Below are 16530 nucleotides of genomic sequence, written 5' to 3'. Positions count from 1 at the left end.
CGCCGGAAGTTGAGAATGGTGGTTTCATCGGGAATCCGATCCAGGCTCAATCCCGCGAATTGGCGCAGAATCGTTGTTTCGTACAACGCTTCCTCCATCGCCGGGTCGCTGTAACCAAACCAGTTCTGCATCAGGTGAATCCGCAGCATCGCCATCAGCGGATAAGCCGGACGGCACCTTCGCCCTTTGGATAATGTGGTTTGATAAGGGCAATCAAGCCTTTCCAGGGCACAACCTGATCCATCTCGATGAGAAAGCGCTCGCGGCGGGTCTGCTTACGTTTACCCGCGTACTCGGCATCGGCGAAGGTCATCTGTTTCATCGGGGAGGCTCGGTGAAGGTGTTGAGGTATTTTGCCAAATCAGGAAACCTTTTTCAGAGTTTCCCTTGAAGTCAGCTTCGCCCGAACTGTCAGACTTCGCGGATTTCCCTTCTACACGGCATACATCTCATTCACCCATCCCAAGAACAAAAAAATGACCATCCACATCCGCCCCGCCACCCCGTCAGACACCACCGCCATCAGCCGTCTGACCCTGTCCGCCCTGCGTACCAGTAACGTCATTGATTACCCCGCCAGCGTGATCGCGCGCTTGGAGCAGAGCTTCACCCCAAAAGCAATCATGGCGCTGATGTCGCAACGTCGAATGTTTGTCGCGGTAGCGGGGCAGGCCGTGGTTGGAACTGCCAGTCTGGACGGGCGGGCTGTGCGTTCGGTGTTTGTTGATCCCGAGTGGCATCGGCAGGGGATCGGGCGGTTGTTGATGGCGCAGGTCGAGCGTGTGGCTCGGGAGAATGGCGTAGTGTGTCTGGTGGTGCCGTCGTCGCTGACGGCGCAGGCGTTCTATGCCGCGCTGGGCTTTGAAGTCGTGCGCGAGCAGCGGGAGGGCGAGGAGCGCACGTTGATCATGGAGCGGCGGTTAAGCGTTTGAGTGTTGCCACGTATCAGGCGGTGGTTTCTTGAATTGCCTGCAACTGGTAGTGCGCATACAGCGTGCTGGCGATCAATGTGCAAAAGACTTTCAAGGTATCGAGCGTGTCGTCATCGTCGAGCTGTGCTGGCAGGGTGTCCAGGCCGCACAGGGTGCCGAAGAAGTCGCCGTTGGGGAAAATGATCGGCAGCGAAAAATAGCTCTGGAAGCCGTAGAGTTTCGGAACGGGGTGTTCTGCGTAAACCGAATCGGTCGCCAATTCGTTGATGATAATCGGCTGCCTGTGCTGACGCAGTTCATTGCACAGCGTGGTTTCCAACTTGAGCTCATGGCCCGCTTCCAGTCCGAAATTGATTTCGTCATAGACTGCGCAGGCGGTCCAGCTGCTGTCGGTTACTTTCGCAATCGCTGCGAATCTCAGCTTGGTCAGCCGGGTCACCAGACGCAGAAGGCTGGTAGTCGCCTCGATTTCACTGATGACTGCCAGCTCTGCTGAAGTCAGGTTGCTGTTCAAAATGTATCACCCTGGTCATAAAAGCACGTATGCAGCCTTGGCAGTACGCCTGGCAGTGCCGGTTTTGTGCAGAGCGTGATCGTGCCATATATGATCAAGGCTTACATAGCTATCTTGGGCATTGCCCTCAACTATTTAGTAGCAACTTTTAAAGAATGCGCCGGTCGGTCACCCCCACAAGGCGGTATTAGCCGGGGCATCTGCTGTTATCGCTGTAGAGCGTCGCGATCAAGTTTTGAATCGCAACACTAAATCATTCAGATTCACAGCCAGTTCCGCCAGCTCATTGCTGGCTTCCAGCGTCTGGCGGGTGCCCTCGCTGCTCTGCGCGGCCAGGTTACGGATGCTGATCAGACTTCTGCCCACGTCGCGTGCCACATGCGCCTGTTGAGCGGACGCACCGGAGATCTGCTGAATAGTGTCGCGCAGGTTATTCGACAGGGTGTTCAGCGAGTTCATCAGGCACCACGCTTCGTCCTTGCCGGTGATCTGCAGTTGCCGGGTCAGGTCACCTGCCGCAATGTCTTCGGCAAGTTTCAGGGATGCGCTGATCGGATCGACGATACTGCTGGCCAGCATGCGAGCGCTCTCCAGGCGGGCATGAAGCAGGGCGATCTGAATATCCTCGACCACCTGGGTGCTGGGGGTTGCCGAGGCCGGGAGAGCTTTGATTAAAAGCGATGAAGGTTATTTTCATACCGGCGTTAATTTACTGGATTTAACCACTGAGTATAAAAGGGCAAGACCAACCGCTCAGCACGTGAATGGGTTTTACCTCTCAACTGAAGTATTAACTCTAATCGGGTGTTCTTTTCCACCGCAGCGGCTTTGTGTCTCTAAGAGGCCTTTTCCATTCGCGTCTCATCGGCAAACGGTCTGTTGGCGTCGACCACGCTGTCCAGAAAGTTCGCGACACAGCCCATACAGGCTATCCGTTCTTCGACATGCGGCATGTGGCTGGACTCTTTGAAAATTTGATGAATGATGCCGGGGATTTTTTCGACGTAAGGTTTCAATACCAGCGGTGTCGCTTCGTCATGGCGTCCGGAAATCAGCAAGGCGGGCACATTCACGAGATGCAGGCGATCCACGATGGACCAGTCTTTCAGGGTGCCGATGACATGAAATTCGGTAGGCCCGTTCATGCAATGGTACACAGTCGGGTCTTTATCGATCTGCTCGAAGGTGCTTTTCACCTCCTCTGGCCACGGCTTCACACGGCATACGTGGCGCTCGTAAAACAGCGCGGAGGCTTTGAGATAATCAGCATGCTTCAGCGTGCCGGCCTGCTCATGGCGCAATAACGTCATTTGCACGGCTTCGGGAAGCGCTTTGCGCAGTCGATTGGCCTCGCTGACCCAAGTACGCATGTCCGCAGGAGAGTTGGCGATGATCAGCGCTTTCAGACCTTTCGGCCGACGCACCGCGTGCTCAGATGCCAGCATGCCGCCCCAGGACTGGCCAAGCAGCGCGTAATCGTCAGCGATGTTCAAGTGCGCCAGCAGGTTATCCAGTTCTTGCAGAAACAGATCGACTGTCCAGAACTCGCTGCCTTCATGGGGGAGGTGGGTAGAGCGACCGTTGCCCAACTGGTCGTAGTGGATGACCGCTCGGCCGGTGCTGGCAATGTCTTTGAAAGAGTCGACGTAATCATGAGTGCAGCCAGGGCCGCCGTGCAGAATGACCAGCGGCGTGCTGCCGGTATGCAGATCACCGGTAATGCGATACCACGTTCTATATTCGCCAAAGGACGCGTAGCCTTCCTCTATCGTTATATATGCCATATCGCCGGTCCCTGCTGGATAGTTCGGGGCACCATAGCGCGACTTGTCAACTCATATAACTATAGAAAGTACTAGGTTTTGGCCGAGAATCCGGTCAACTGTCGAGTAAACGGTAGTGAACGGCTCGAACCACGGCTTGCACGCGGTTTTTGGCTCCGAGTTTCTGCATGGCTGAATTCAAGTGCAAGGTCACCGTGGCAACCGACCGGTTGAGCTGATCGGCGATTTCTCTTGCGGTCAGCCCTTCTGCCGACCAGCTCAGGCATTCGCGCTCGCGTCGGGTGAGCTTGATCGCTGTGCAAGAACGCATCTTCTCGTCGAACAGCGGATAGGCGACTTCCTGAAAGGCATGCGCCAGCAGCCCGAACTCGGCCAGGCTCTGCCGGGCGTCCTCCAGTGATATATCGCTGTAGTCCGAGCGTAAGCCCGTCAATGTCGCGAAGCCACCTTTGGGCATATGAATAGGTGCCGTCACGCCACACGTCATATGCGAGTCATGCAAATAGCGCACGACCGGTTTGTGCAGGTCGGTGATGAAGGTTTGCAACACGGTCTCGGCCTTGGGCTGATACGACCACACAAACGGCGAGACGCTTGCCACCGCCAGGTGCTGGACCGGATCGATCTGGTAATAACCCTGACTGCACCAGAGCGAGTGCCAGTCTGCCGGGGTATTGCGCAATGAGAGTAAAGACGGGGTGATCAGTGTTCCATCATGGGACACCGGCACCGGGCTGTAATCGTAAATCACTGCATCGAAGCCCATGTGCGATGCCAGCAGCAAGGCGCAGTCCATTTGCTGATCCAGGGTGGCTGCAGATTGCAGCCGCGAATTGAAATCCGACAACCTGATATGCATGGCATGACCTCCCTTGTCATTCAGCCGTGTTTAGGGGGCTAATATAGCAATTAGCAAAGACAGTGCCACTCAAAGGTCAATCTGGCCGACAGCAGGGCAAAACCTATAAGAATTGCTAGATGTTTACGTCTGCGCCGCGCGCTAGGGTTGATGCCAGACACCGCGTCCGGAATGAGGGAAATTCGATGAAGGGTGAGAAAGAGGCGGATGAGGGGGACACAATCAAACTCGACGGCTGCGAAATGTTCGACTACAACTTCGCTCTGCGCTATGAAAGGGCGGCGGCGCGCTTTCAAGTCCTGCTGAATCTTTTCTCACAGCATCGGGACATTTGATGAATCTGGGTCGCTATCGCTTCATCCTTCAACGCCCGCTGCAACTTTTGCCGGTGCTGTTCGGCATCAGCCTGGTGACGTTCATTCTGGTGCGCTCCATCCCCGGAGACCCGGCGCGCATTCTGCTGGGCGCGCGTTCCACACCGGACGCGCTGGCCAATATCCGGGTTCAATATGGCCTGGATCAGCCGGTGTGGGCGCAATACCTGTATTTCATGAAAAACCTGCTGCAGGGCGATATGGGCAAGTCGCTGCTGTACAAGATCGATGTGCTGAGGCTGATTGGCACGCGGATCGAGCCAACCCTGTTTCTGGTGCTTGGCAGCGTGCTGCTAGCGTTGTTGATTGCCGTGCCGCTGGCCACGATCGCCGCGCGTAACAAGGGCAGTTGGGCGGACAACCTGATCCGCATGTTTACCACCACCGGGCTCGGCATGCCGGCGTTCTGGCTGGGCATCATGCTGATCTTGCTGTTCAGCGTGCGGCTTGGCTGGTTTCCCGTGTCCGGTTATGGCAGCAACTGGCTGGACAAGGCCCATCACATGGTGCTGCCGTGCCTGACTATCGCGCTGGCGCTGTCCGCGGTGCTGATTCGCAACCTGCGCGCCAGCATGCTCATGGAACTGCAAGCTGACCACGTCACGGCGGCAAGGGCCCGTGGCGTCAGCGAAGGCGCGCTGTTTCGGCGGCACGTGCTGCCCAACTCGCTGGTGCCTTCGATCAACCTGCTGGCCGTGAATATCGGCTGGCTGATCAGTGGCACCGTGGTCATCGAAAGCCTGTTCGCCATCCCCGGCATCGGCCAACTGCTGGTGCGCGGAATCTTCAGCCGCGATTACATGGTGGTGCAGGGCGTGGCCATGGTGCTGGCCTGTGCCACGGTGATAGTGAATTTCCTGGCTGACGTGGCCACGGTGGCCATCGATCCGCGGGTGAATATCAAATGAGCGTCGCCCAGGCTCATCTTCATCTGCCGCTGCGCTCGCGACTGCGGCTGCGCTTGCGCAATGGCCGGCTGGCGATGTTATTGGGTGCTTCGCTGCTCGGTCTGTGGCTGTTGCTGGCGGTCTTCGCGCCGTGGCTGGCGCCTTACGATCCGATTTACCAGAACACCGAACTGCGCCTGATGGCTCCGCACCTCGCGCATCCGTTCGGCACCGACAATTATGGCCGCGATATTCTTTCCCGCGTGATCTGGGCGGCCCGCGTCGACTTGCAGATCTGCGTGCTGGGCGTGGTGTTCCCGTTCATGATCGGGACGTTCGTGGGCGCGCTGTCCGGTTACATCGGTGGTCGATTCGATAACCTGTGCATGCGGGTGATCGATATCGTTCTGGCGTTCCCGTTTCTGGTGTTGATGCTGGCGATCATCGCGATTCTGGGGCCGGGGCTGAGCAGTTTCTACATCGCCATGGCGCTGGTGGGCTGGGTGTCTTATGCGCGGCTGATCCGCTCGCAGATTCTGGTGCTCAAGGAAAGCGACTTCGCACTGGCCGCCAAGAGCCTGGGCTTCGGCCATCTGCGGATTCTGTTCCGGCATCTGCTGCCCAACGCAATGTTCGGTTCGATAGTGTTTTCCATGTCTGACGCGGTGCTGGTGCTGCTCAGCGGCGCGTCGGTCAGCTATCTGGGCCTCGGCGTACAACCGCCGCTGGCCGAGTGGGGCACCATGGTTGCCGAGGGCCAGGCGTTCCTGACTTCGGCCTGGTGGATTTGCACCTTTCCGGGACTCGCCATCGTCACGCTGGCGATGGGCTTCAGCCTGTTGGCTGATGGCGTGGCCGAAACCCTGGGGGAGCGGCGATGAGTGCGCCGGTGCTGCACGTCAACGAACTGAGCGTGGTGGCGAACAATCGTGGCCGCGAGGTGACGCTGGTCGACCGGCTGTCATTCGATCTGCATCAGGGCGAGATTCTCGGATTGGTCGGCGAAAGCGGCTCGGGCAAGACCATGGCCTGCCGTGCGCTGATGCAACTGATGCCATCGCCGGATTTGCACGTGCGCGGCGGCTCGGTGCGGCTCAATGACGTTGATCTCTTGACGCTGGACGCCGCCGGTATGCGGGCGATGCGCGGACGCCGGATCGGTATGATTTTTCAGAACCCCAGCAGCCATCTGGACCCGCTGATGCGCATTGGCGAACAGGTGGCCGAGGGCTTTCGTCTGCATCAGGGGTCATCGAAACGCGAAGCACGGGCGCAGTCGATTGATTTGCTGCGTCAGGTCGGCATCCCCGATCCCGCTTCGCGTGTGGATAACTTTCCCCATGAGTTTTCCGGAGGCATGCGCCAGCGGGCGATGATCGCCGCAGCGCTGAGTTGCGGCCCGCACGTGCTGATCGCCGACGAGCCGACCACCGCCCTGGACGTGACCGTGCAGGCGCAGATCCTGCGTCTGCTGCTGGACTTGCGCGACCGTCACGGGCTGTCATTGATCATGATCACCCACGACCTGGGCGTGGTGGCGCAAACCTGCGACTCCATTGCGGTGATGTACGCCGGCCGCCTTTGCGAGCACGGCAGCAAGCGCGATGTGCTGGCGCGCGCCCGTCATCCCTACACGCACGGCCTGATCGAGTGCCAGCCGGCGAGCAGTGCCGGAAGTGGTCTGTTGCGGACCATTCCCGGTCAGCCGCCGTTGCTTGATGCGTTGCCCGGCGGCTGTCGGTTTCATGCCCGTTGTGATCATGCCGGGCCAGGCTGCGCCGAGACGTTGCCGCTGATGCGGCCGATGGGCATTGGTCAGGCGGCGGCCTGTCACTATCCGCTGGCTGCGCGGCAAGGAGTGGTTTCATGAGCGGCCCCGGCCTGCTGAATGTCAACGATCTGGTGGTGCGCTTCCCGGCGCCCGGTTCGGGCTTTCTGGGCCTGAATAAGCGCTGGGTGCATGCGGTCAATGGCGTGTCGCTGAGCATCGCTGCCGGTGAAACGCTGGGCCTGGTGGGTGAGTCCGGCAGTGGCAAGAGCACGCTGGGGCGCGCGATTTTGCGGCTGAACGACATCACTTCCGGGCAGATCGTGTTCGATGATGTCGACGTCGCCCAGGGCAGTGGCATTAACCTGCAACGTCTGCGCAGCGAAACGGCGATGGTCTTCCAGGACCCGTCGTCTTCACTCAACCCGCGCATGACCGTCGGCGCCACCCTGGCCGAAGTGCTGAAAGTACAGCGCAAGGTCGCCGCGTCGGCTATTCCGGCGCGGGTGATCGAACTGCTGGACATGGTCGGCCTGCGCCCCGAGTTTGCTGAGCGCAAGCCGGGCGCACTGAGCGGCGGGCAGTGTCAGCGGGTGGGTATTGCCCGTGCCTTGGCCATCGAGCCGCGACTGATCATTGCCGACGAATGCGTGGCGGCGCTGGACGTGTCGATTCAGGGGCAGATCATCAACCTGCTGCTGGAACTGCGCCAGCGCATGAATCTGGCGATTCTGTTCATCGCCCATGACCTGGCCATCGTGCGCCGCCTGTGTGACCGGGTGGCGGTGATGTACCTGGGCAGAATCGTCGAGGAGGGCCCGGTCGAAGAGGTGTTTCGCACACCGCGCCATCCCTACACGGCAGCGCTGATCCAAGCGATTCCCGACATCGATCCGGACCGTCCGCTGCCCGGCGAACCGTTGCAGGGCGAGCCACCAAGCCCGCTGCATCTGCCTGACGGCTGCGCCTTTCATCCACGTTGCCGTTTCGCCCGTCCGACCTGCTCCAGCCTCGCGCCACCGACCCGCTACGTCGGCGAGCAGCGCTATGACTGTGTTCTGGATGCCCCGATTATCTGATCCGTTTTATCAACGTCCTGACACAGGCAAGGAGTTCATGCGTATGAAAGCTCGACCTATGAAAATGCTGACCGTCGCCATGCTGGCGACCTGTTCCCTGGCAGCGGGTGTGGCGGAAGCTGCGGGTGTGCTGACCATTGGCCGTCGTGAAGACGGTACGACCTTTGATCCGATCAAGAGCGCGCAAAACATCGACAACTGGGTGTTTTCCAACGTCTACGATGTGCTGATCCGGGTTGACGACAAGGGCACCAAACTGCTGCCCGGGCTGGCAGAAAGCTGGAGCATTTCGCCCGACGGCCTGACCTATACGCTGAAGATGCGTGAAGCAAAGTTCTCGGACGGCTCTGCGCTGACCGCCAATGATGCGGTGTTCACGCTGATGCGAATCCGCGACGACAAAGGCTCGTTGTGGAGCGATTCCTACAAGATCATCGACAAAGCCGTCGCAACCGATCCGCATACACTGGTCATCACGCTGAAAACGCCTTCTGCTTCGTTCCTCTCGCAACTGGCGCTGCCCAACGTGTCGATTCTGTCCGAGAAGGCCATGAAGAGCATGGGCGAAGAGGCTTATGCCGAGCAGCCTGTCAGCTCGGGTGCCTTCACGGTCAAAGAATGGCGGCGCGGTGACCGGGTGATTCTGGCGAAGAATCCCAACTTCTGGGAAGCGCCGGGCGTCAGCCTGGATGGCGTGGAGTGGATTTCCGTGCCGGACGACAACACACGTATGCTCATGGTCCAGAAGGGCGAACTGGATGCCGCGATTCTGGTGCCGTTCTCGCGCATCGACAATCTGAAGAAAGACCCCGATCTGGTGGTCCATCTGGACCCGTCCACGCGCGAAGATCACCTGCTGATCAACCACGAGCATGGTGCGCTGGCCAAGCCGGAAGTGCGTCAGGCGCTGGACATGGCGATCGACAAAAAGTCGCTGGTCGAAGCCGCCACTTTCGGACAGGGCACGTTAGCCAATTCCTACATTCCCAAAGGCGCGTTGTACCATTACGCCGACAACCTGCAGCGCCCGTATGACCCGGCCAAAGCCAGGAAGATGCTGGCCGCCGCCGGTGCTTCGGACTTGGAACTCAATTACATCGTCAACGCGGGCAATGAAGTCGACGAGCAGATCGCTGTCATGTTGTAACAGCAACTGGCCAAAGTCGGTGTGACCACCACGCTGCAGAAAGTCGACCCGAGCCAGAGCTGGGACATGCTGATTGCCGGTGACTACGACATCTCGGTGATGTACTGGACCAACGACATTCTCGACCCAGACCAGAAGACCACTTTCGTGCTGGGGCACGACACCAACAACAACTACATGACCCGTTACAAGAACGACAAGGTCAAGGAGCTGGTCGCCGCTGCCCGGGTGGAAATGGACCCGAAAAAACGTGAGCAGATGTATATCGATCTGCAGAAGATGGCCAAAGCGGACGTCAACTGGATCGACCTTTACTACAGCCCTTACATCAGTGTTTCGCGCAAGAACATCGAGCACTTCGGCCAGAACCCGCTGGGTCGCTTTACGCTTGAAGAAACCGTCAAGAAGTGATGCTGACAGGGTTCTTTGCTGACGAGCGGGCGCCCTGGCTTTTCGAGCGATGAGTTAATTTGTATCTTCAGGTTTACCTGCGCTTCGACAGGCTCCACGGGTGGTAAGGTTGCCGCTTTTTGCGCTTGTACCCCGCGGAGCCCTCATGCATACACCCGACCCTCGTACTGAATCCCCGAATGCGCTGGCGTTCATCACGCGGTTTTTCGCCGCTGAATCCGCTGGCGGGCTGGTGCTGATGGCCGCCGCGCTGGCTGCCCTGATCGTCGCCAACTCGCCGTTGGCCGACAGCTATTTTGCCGCGCTGCACACCGTACTTGCGGGTATGTCGGTGTCGCACTGGATCAACGACGGCCTGATGGCAATCTTCTTCATGCTGGTCGGTCTGGAAATCAAACGTGAAATGCTGGCGGGTCAGTTGGCGTCGTGGAGCCAGCGCGCCTTACCCGGCTTCGCGGCGTTGGGCGGCATGGTCGTTCCGGCGCTGATCTACGTGGCCTTCAACCGGGACCAGCCAGACACCATCGGCGGATGGGCCATTCCGGCTGCGACCGACATCGCCTTCGCACTGGGTGTGCTGTCATTGCTTGGCAAGCGCGTGCCGCTGTCGCTCAAGATCTTCCTGTCTGCACTGGCGATTCTCGATGACCTGGGGGCGGTGCTGATCATCGCGCTGTTCTACACCAGCGACCTGTCGATTTCCATGCTGCTGGCGGCGTTTGCCACCATTGCCGTGCTGATTGCGCTGAATCGGCTGGGTGTGAAAAAACTGCTGCCCTACCTGATCATCGGCGCGCTGCTGTGGTTCTTCATGCTCCAGTCCGGCATCCACGCCACCCTCGCCGGGGTCGCGCTGGCATTGTGCATCCCGCTGGGCAACCCCGACGAAGAGGCCAGCTCGCCGCTGCTGCACCTGGAAGAGAAACTGCATCCGTGGGTCGCTTTCGCCGTGGTGCCGATCTTCGGGTTCGCCAATGCGGGCGTGTCGCTGTCCGGCATCACGGCTGAGAAGCTTGTCGACCCGGTGCCGCTGGGCGTCGCACTGGGGCTGCTGATCGGCAAACAGGTGGGCATCTTCGCGCTGGCGGCACTGGCCATCCGCGCCGGCCTTGCGCGATTGCCCGACGGCAGCAACTGGGGTCAGCTTTACGGTGTCGCGGCACTGTGCGGCATCGGCTTCACCATGAGCCTGTTCATCGGCGCACTGGCCTTCCCGGACGCACCGGCACTGGTGGACGAGGTCAAGGTGGGCGTGCTGATCGGCTCGCTGTTGTCGGCGTTGTTGGGAGTGGTGGCGTTGCGCAGGTTTGGAGGGCGAGGGTAAGAAGGGCGTAGCGCTCGCACAAAAAAAACGCCTCCACGAGGGAGGCGTTTTTTACACTCGGTCCATCACCCAGCCATCAGGCGAGGTCGAAGCGGTCAAGGTTCATCACTTTGGTCCAGGCGGCCACGAAGTCTTTGACGAACTTCTCGTTCGCATCCGCGCTGCCGTAAACCTCGGAGATCGCACGCAGTTGCGCGTGTGAGCCGAAGACCAGATCGACCCGAGAGCCGGTCCATTTCACTTCGCCGGTCTTGCGGTCGCGTGCTTCGAAGGTGTCGTTGGCACCCGAAGTCGCTTTCCACTCGACGCCCATGTCCAGCAGGTTCTTGAAGAAGTCGTTGGTCAGCGCTTCCGGCTGGTGCGTGAACACGCCGTGTTTGCTGTTCCCGACGTTGGTGTTCAAGACTCGCATGCCGCCCAGCAGTACCGTCATTTCCGGTGCCGTCAGCGTCAGCAGTTGCGCCTTGTCGACCAGCAGCGATTCGGCCGACACCTTGTAATGGCCTTTCTGATAGTTACGGAAGCCATCGGCAATCGGCTCAAGGAAGCTGAACGACTCGACATCGGTCTGTTCCTGCGACGCGTCGGCGCGACCCGGCGTGAACGGAACCGTGACCTGTTGCCCGGCGTTTTTAGCCGCTTGCTCGACGCCTGCACTGCCGGCCAGGACGATCAGATCGGCAAGGGAAACCTTCTTGCCGCCTGACTGAGCCGCGTTGAACTCGTTTTGAATACCTTCCAGCGTATTCAATACGTTCGCCAACTGTGCAGGCTGGTTGACGGCCCAGTCTTTCTGCGGCGCAAGACGCAGGCGTCCACCGTTGGCACCACCGCGCTTGTCGGAGCCGCGGAAAGTAGAAGCAGCTGCCCATGCAGTCGACACCAGTTTCGAGACCGACAGGCCCGAAGCCAGAATCTTCGCTTTGAGCGCGGCCACATCCTGATCGTCCACCAGCGCATGATCGACGTCTGGAATCGGGTCTTGCCACAACAGCTCTTCGGCTGGCATTTCCGGGCCGAGGTAGCGGGCAAGCGGGCCCATGTCACGGTGAGTCAGCTTGAACCAGGCGCGGGCAAAGGCGTCAGCCAGTTGCTCGGGGTTGGCCAGGAAGCGGCGCGAGATCTGCTCGTAAGCCGGATCGAAGCGCAGCGCCAGGTCAGACGTCAGCATGCTCGGTGCATGGCGTTTGCTCGGGTCGTGGGCATCCGGAATCTTGCCGGCGCCAGCGCCGTTTTTCGGTGTCCACTGATGCGCGCCCGCCGGGCTCTTGGTCAGTTCCCAATCGAAGGCAAAGAGGTTTTCGAGGTACTCGTTGCTCCACTGGGTTGGCGTCGAGGTCCAGGTCACTTCCAGGCCGCTGGTGATGGTATCGCCACCTTTGCCGGTGCCGAATTTGTTGCTCCAGCCAAAGCCTTGTTGCTCAAGACCCGCGGCTTCCGGCTCCGGACCGACGTTGTCGGCCGGGCCTGCACCGTGGGTCTTGCCGAACGCGTGGCCACCGGCGATCAGCGCCACGGTCTCTTCGTCATTCATCGCCATGCGGCCGAAGGTTTCACGAATATCCTTCGCCGACGCCACCGGGTCAGGAACACCTTCCGGGCCTTCCGGGTTCACGTAGATCAAGCCCATCTGCACGGCGGCGAGCGGGTTTTCCAGATTACGTTCGCCACTGGCGGTGCGGCTTTCTTCGTTAGCGTGATTCTCAGGCTCGGCCACCAGCGTGCCGTCGCCCGGCTGCTGCATTTTCTTCTGCGCGCCGTAGCGCTCTTCGCCACCCAGCCAAGTGGTTTCGGAACCCCAGTAAACGTCTTCTTCCGGTTCCCAGACATCAGGGCGACCACCGGAAAAACCGAAGGTCTTGAAGCCCATTGACTCCAGCGCAACGTTGCCGGTGAGCACGATCAGGTCGGCCCAGGAAATCTTGCGGCCGTACTTCTGCTTGACCGGCCAGATCAGGCGGCGGGCCTTGTCCAGGCTGACGTTGTCAGGCCAGCTATTGAGTGGCGCAAAACGCTGCTGGCCGGCACCTGCGCCGCCACGGCCGTCACCGGTACGGTAGGTCCCGGCGCTGTGCCAGGCCATACGAATGAACAGCGGGCCGTAATGACCGAAGTCAGCCGGCCACCAGTCCTGCGACTGAGTCATGGCATCGCGCAGGTCCTGTTTGACCGCTTCGAAATCAAGGCTCTTGAACTCTTTGGCGTAGTCAAAACTCTCGCCCATCGGGTCCGACAGCGAGGAATGCTGATGCAGAATCTTCAGATTCAGCTGCTTGGGCCACCAGTCACGATTGGTGGTGCCGCCGCCGGCAGCGTGGTTGAAGGGACACTTCGATTCAGTTGACATGCTTGATACACCTTTTTGTCATTCCATCCGGCCGTTAAATCCGCTCTCGGAATCCGGACCGCGATGAAGAACTCAGTAGCACAGGGTTCATACCGGCCGCTCGATCAGGGATCGGCCGACTCTATTCGTACGCCGCGAAGCGTCAATCAGATTGCTTCGCGGCCAGCCCACAACGTGCGCAGTAAGCTTGAGCTCATTCTTGTCTCCTTATCAGGCGAAACCACGCGGCCTCCGCCAGCGCATCCCTAGATTAGCCTTCCTGCCGGATATTTCTAATAGAAAGAACGTTGCTGGGTGATAGGGATATTTTGGCGGGGGCCGGGCATTGGCGGCGGAGATGAATACTATCAGTATTCAGGAGTGCACCAAGTTGGCGAAACACTTGACCCAGACGCCTGGCTTCACTGCTTTTATTGCGGACAGAACAGTCCGTGGACCTCGGAATGCCAACCTCTGTTTCCCGGACGTGTGCGCCTCTACCATCGAGCCCAGCAGTTACAGCCATCACACTCTTGGGGTCAACCATGTCCGTCAAAGAACCACTTCGACAGTTACAGCCCGTTCGCACGTTCGAGCCCGCACTTTTGGGCGCGCGGATCGACGCGGTGCTCAAGCAGACTCTGAGTGACCAACGTCTGGTGGGCGCGGTGGTGCTGGTGGCGCACGGCGGCGAGCTGATTTATCACTGCGCCACCGGTCTGGCTGACCGCGAGGCCGAGCTGCCGATGCGTGAGGATGCTTTGTTTCGGCTGTCTTCGGTTTCCAAACCGATCACTTCGGTGGCGGCGCTGGCGCTGATCGCTCAGGGCAAACTCGGGCTGGATGATATGGTCAGCCACTGGCTGCCCTATTTCACGCCAACCCTCGCCGACGGCCAGCCAGCACCGATCACCGTGCGCCAGCTGCTCAGCCATACTGCCGGGCTGGGCTACGCCTTTCTCGAAAGCGATCAGGGCGGCCCTTATCTGGCCGAAGGCGTGTCGGATGGCCTGGATCATAATGACCTGACCCTGGAAGAAAACCTGCGACGCCTGAGCAAGGCGCCGCTGCTGTACACGCCCGGCAGCGACTGGGGCTACTCGATTGCCACGGACGTGTTGGGCGGGGTGATCGCGGCCGTCACCGCTACTACGCTGGAGGCGGCGATAGATGAATTGATCGCCCAGCCTTTGGGGCTTCGCGAGTTGAGCTTCGGTACTACCGCTGCCGAGCGCCTGGTGCCGGCCTACATGAACGATGATCCGCAACCACGCCGCATGCGCGAGCTGGAAGTGGCGCCGGTATTTGAAGGCACCGCGGGTATCCGTCTGGCACCTTCGCGGGCGCTGGACACCAAGGCCTATCCTTCCGGCGGTTCGGGAATGGTGGGCACGGCGGGCGAGTTTCTGACACTGCTCGAAACCCTGCGCAAAGGCGGGGCGCCGCTATTGCCCAAGACGTTGGTCGACGAAATGGGCACCAGCCAGACCGGCAGCCTGGAGCTGGCCAACTGGCCAGGACGCGGCTTCGGCCTGGGCTTCACCGTGCTCAAGGATCCGGAGGCCGCGCAAACCGTCGAATCGGTCGGCACCTGGCGTCTTGGCGGCGCCTACGGTCACTCCTGGTTTGTCGATCCGGCAGAACAACTGACCGTGGTGGCCTTCACCAATACCGCCTTCGAAGGCATGTTCGGCCAGTTCACCGTGGATTTGTGCAACGCCGTCTACGGCCAGTAACCAACAGGGCCTTTGAGCACCCTGAAATAAAGGCGGCGTATCTGGCGCGCCGCTGACAACAATGAATTCAGCCGTACCCCCTAGGGCCCCTCGCACCATTGGCTGCATTGGCAGCCAGCGCCGTTAACGATTGTCGTGGTTTTTTTTGACAAGGAGCAAGCCCCGACGCTGCGGCGTCGGCCGGCATGCCATGACTATTTGGGGATCGGGTAATGAAGAAAGCAGCGTTCTATCATTCGCATGCGCACAGCAAACTGGACTCGCTGACCGGCATTCGTTTTTTCGCCGCCGCGATGGTCTTTATGTTTCATGCCTCACTGACACGCATCATCGGTTTCAATCCTTATGCCGACAGCGGCGTCATCGAGGTATTTCAGCGAGCCTTCAGCGGTGGTGGCTGGTTCGGGGTGTCGTTTTTCTTCGTTCTCAGCGGTTTTGTGATCACCTGGTCGGCGCGTAAGGGCGACAGTCTGGTCGGCTTCTGGAAGCGCCGGTTACTAAAGATCTACCCCAACCATTTTGTCACTTGGGCACTGGCGATGCTGCTGTTCGCCGTACCTGCTGCCAGTGTCGCGATCTGGTTACCCAACCTGCTGTTGATCCATTCCTGGGTGCCGCAGATGGAGACCTTCCTAAGCGTCAACGGCCCCTCGTGGTCGCTGTGCTGCGAGCTGTTCTTCTACTTGCTGTTCCCTCTGGTGCTCAAAGGGATCTGGCGAATTGCCGAGAAACACTTGTGGTTCTGGGCCTGGGCGATGGTCGCGGGCCTGGCCCTGACGCAGTTCGCGATCCAGCACCTGGCGCCGGCCACACCCTTTATCAAGGAATACCCGATCTCCCTGAGCCAGTGGTGGTGGGCTTACTACTTCCCTCCCGTGCGCATGTTCGAATTCGTACTGGGCATGCTGATGGCGCGAATTCTCATGGCCGGGCGCTGGATCAACCTGAGCGTGCCCTGGGCCTGTGCACTGGTGGCTGTCAGTTACTTCGCGGCCATGTGGGCGCCGTTTCTGTACAGCCTCACGCTGGTGACCCTGGTGCCGATCGCCGCCTTGATCACAGCGATTGCCGCAGCAGATTTGAAGGGCCATGACGGCCTGCTCAACCGCCGCTGGATAGTCTGGCTGGGGGAGATTTCCTTCGGCTTCTACATGATTCACCTGCTGATCATGACCTTGGCCACGCAGTTACTGGGCGGGCGGTTGTTCGACAACGTCACGGCGACGCTGATTCTGGTGGCGACCCTGGGCTTGTCGATCCTCGGCGGCTGGTTGCTGTTCCACTTTGTGGAGCGCCCTGTCATGCAGCGCTGGGGCCGCAACGGCAAGTCCAAGACTGCGGGCAGCCTGGTCACGCCGGAAACGGCGTTGTGATTCACTTATCGACAAG

The 16530-nt window shown here is 59.8% G+C and carries 13 protein-coding genes and 4 pseudogenes; 10 read left to right on the top strand and 7 right to left on the bottom strand.

The features are described 5' to 3' along the window. Positions 1-322, bottom strand: a pseudogene (locus ABJ99_RS29995) (transposase); the annotation flags it as partial. Between the two features lie 154 nt (positions 323-476). Here ABJ99_RS29995 and ABJ99_RS25035 point away from each other — a divergent pair. Continuing rightward, complete coding sequence (locus ABJ99_RS25035; RefSeq protein WP_054088088.1) at positions 477-932, top strand: GNAT family N-acetyltransferase; 456 nt, start codon at positions 477-479, stop codon at positions 930-932. Between the two features lie 13 nt (positions 933-945). Here the strand turns inward: ABJ99_RS25035 and ABJ99_RS25030 are convergent, their stop codons facing one another. The 5 genes and pseudogenes from ABJ99_RS25030 to ABJ99_RS25015 all read right to left on the bottom strand — a co-directional run bounded on the left by ABJ99_RS25030 (position 946) and on the right by ABJ99_RS25015 (position 4089). After that, entirely contained in the window at positions 946-1446 is a 501-nt protein-coding gene (locus ABJ99_RS25030) for a GAF domain-containing protein (RefSeq protein ID WP_054088087.1), read from the bottom strand. A 228-nt stretch (positions 1447-1674) separates the two neighbouring features. Next, a pseudogene (locus tag ABJ99_RS30095) lies at positions 1675-1857 on the bottom strand (methyl-accepting chemotaxis protein); the annotation flags it as partial. A gap of 21 nt (positions 1858-1878) precedes the next feature. After that, a pseudogene (locus tag ABJ99_RS30090) lies at positions 1879-2025 on the bottom strand (hypothetical protein); the annotation flags it as partial. A gap of 257 nt (positions 2026-2282) precedes the next feature. Then, entirely contained in the window at positions 2283-3230 is a 948-nt protein-coding gene (locus tag ABJ99_RS25020) for a proline iminopeptidase-family hydrolase (RefSeq protein ID WP_054088085.1), read from the bottom strand. 94 nt (positions 3231-3324) lie between these two features. After that, positions 3325-4089 (bottom strand): LuxR family transcriptional regulator, encoded by a 765-nt coding sequence (locus ABJ99_RS25015; protein WP_054088084.1) that lies wholly within the window; start codon positions 4087-4089, stop codon positions 3325-3327. Positions 4090-4274: 185 nt separating this feature from the next. Here ABJ99_RS25015 and ABJ99_RS28880 point away from each other — a divergent pair, with 185 nt between their 5' ends. The 7 genes and pseudogenes from ABJ99_RS28880 to nhaA all read left to right on the top strand — a co-directional run bounded on the left by ABJ99_RS28880 (position 4275) and on the right by nhaA (position 11079). Beyond that, positions 4275-4424, top strand: a complete 150-nt coding sequence (locus ABJ99_RS28880; RefSeq protein WP_162839091.1) for a hypothetical protein — start codon at positions 4275-4277, stop codon at positions 4422-4424. Beyond that, positions 4424-5371, top strand: a complete 948-nt coding sequence (locus tag ABJ99_RS25010) for an ABC transporter permease (protein WP_054088083.1) — start codon at positions 4424-4426, stop codon at positions 5369-5371. Before ABJ99_RS28880 ends, ABJ99_RS25010 begins: the two co-directional genes overlap by 1 nt. Continuing rightward, a complete protein-coding gene (locus tag ABJ99_RS25005; RefSeq protein WP_054088082.1) occupies positions 5368-6231 on the top strand; it encodes an ABC transporter permease in 864 nt (287 codons plus the stop codon). Before ABJ99_RS25010 ends, ABJ99_RS25005 begins: the two co-directional genes overlap by 4 nt. Continuing rightward, a complete protein-coding gene (locus tag ABJ99_RS25000; protein ID WP_054088081.1) occupies positions 6228-7220 on the top strand; it encodes an ABC transporter ATP-binding protein in 993 nt (330 codons plus the stop codon). The genes ABJ99_RS25005 and ABJ99_RS25000 overlap by 4 nt, the downstream gene beginning before the upstream one ends. Beyond that, positions 7217-8197: an ABC transporter ATP-binding protein gene (locus tag ABJ99_RS24995; protein WP_054088080.1), complete on the top strand. Its 981-nt coding sequence runs from the start codon at positions 7217-7219 to the stop codon at positions 8195-8197. Before ABJ99_RS25000 ends, ABJ99_RS24995 begins: the two co-directional genes overlap by 4 nt. 43 nt (positions 8198-8240) lie before the next feature. Further along, a pseudogene (locus tag ABJ99_RS24990) lies at positions 8241-9755 on the top strand (ABC transporter substrate-binding protein). A 145-nt stretch (positions 9756-9900) separates the two neighbouring features. After that, the gene (gene nhaA, locus ABJ99_RS24985) at positions 9901-11079 is read left to right on the top strand and encodes a Na+/H+ antiporter NhaA (protein WP_054088079.1); all 1179 of its coding nucleotides are present in this window, start codon (positions 9901-9903) and stop codon (positions 11077-11079) included. A 76-nt stretch (positions 11080-11155) separates the two neighbouring features. On the opposite strand, the gene katG is transcribed toward nhaA, so the two are convergent. Continuing rightward, a complete protein-coding gene (gene katG, locus ABJ99_RS24980) occupies positions 11156-13426 on the bottom strand; it encodes a catalase/peroxidase HPI (RefSeq protein WP_054088078.1) in 2271 nt (756 codons plus the stop codon). A 524-nt stretch (positions 13427-13950) separates the two neighbouring features. Here katG and ABJ99_RS24975 point away from each other — a divergent pair. Next, on the top strand, positions 13951-15141 hold the full coding sequence (locus tag ABJ99_RS24975; RefSeq protein WP_054088077.1) for a serine hydrolase domain-containing protein: 1191 nt from the start codon (positions 13951-13953) through the stop codon (positions 15139-15141). Positions 15142-15353: 212 nt separating this feature from the next. Beyond that, the gene (locus ABJ99_RS24970; protein ID WP_054088076.1) at positions 15354-16514 is read left to right on the top strand and encodes an acyltransferase family protein; all 1161 of its coding nucleotides are present in this window, start codon (positions 15354-15356) and stop codon (positions 16512-16514) included. The last annotated feature ends 16 nt before the right edge of the window (positions 16515-16530 follow it).

The sequence above is a fragment of the Pseudomonas syringae pv. cilantro genome (genome assembly GCF_001293775.1).
Classification (GTDB): domain Bacteria; phylum Pseudomonadota; class Gammaproteobacteria; order Pseudomonadales; family Pseudomonadaceae; genus Aquipseudomonas; species Aquipseudomonas syringae_P.
Note: the sequence above shows the minus strand (reverse complement) of the source record. Positions and strands in the feature narration are given on the sequence as shown.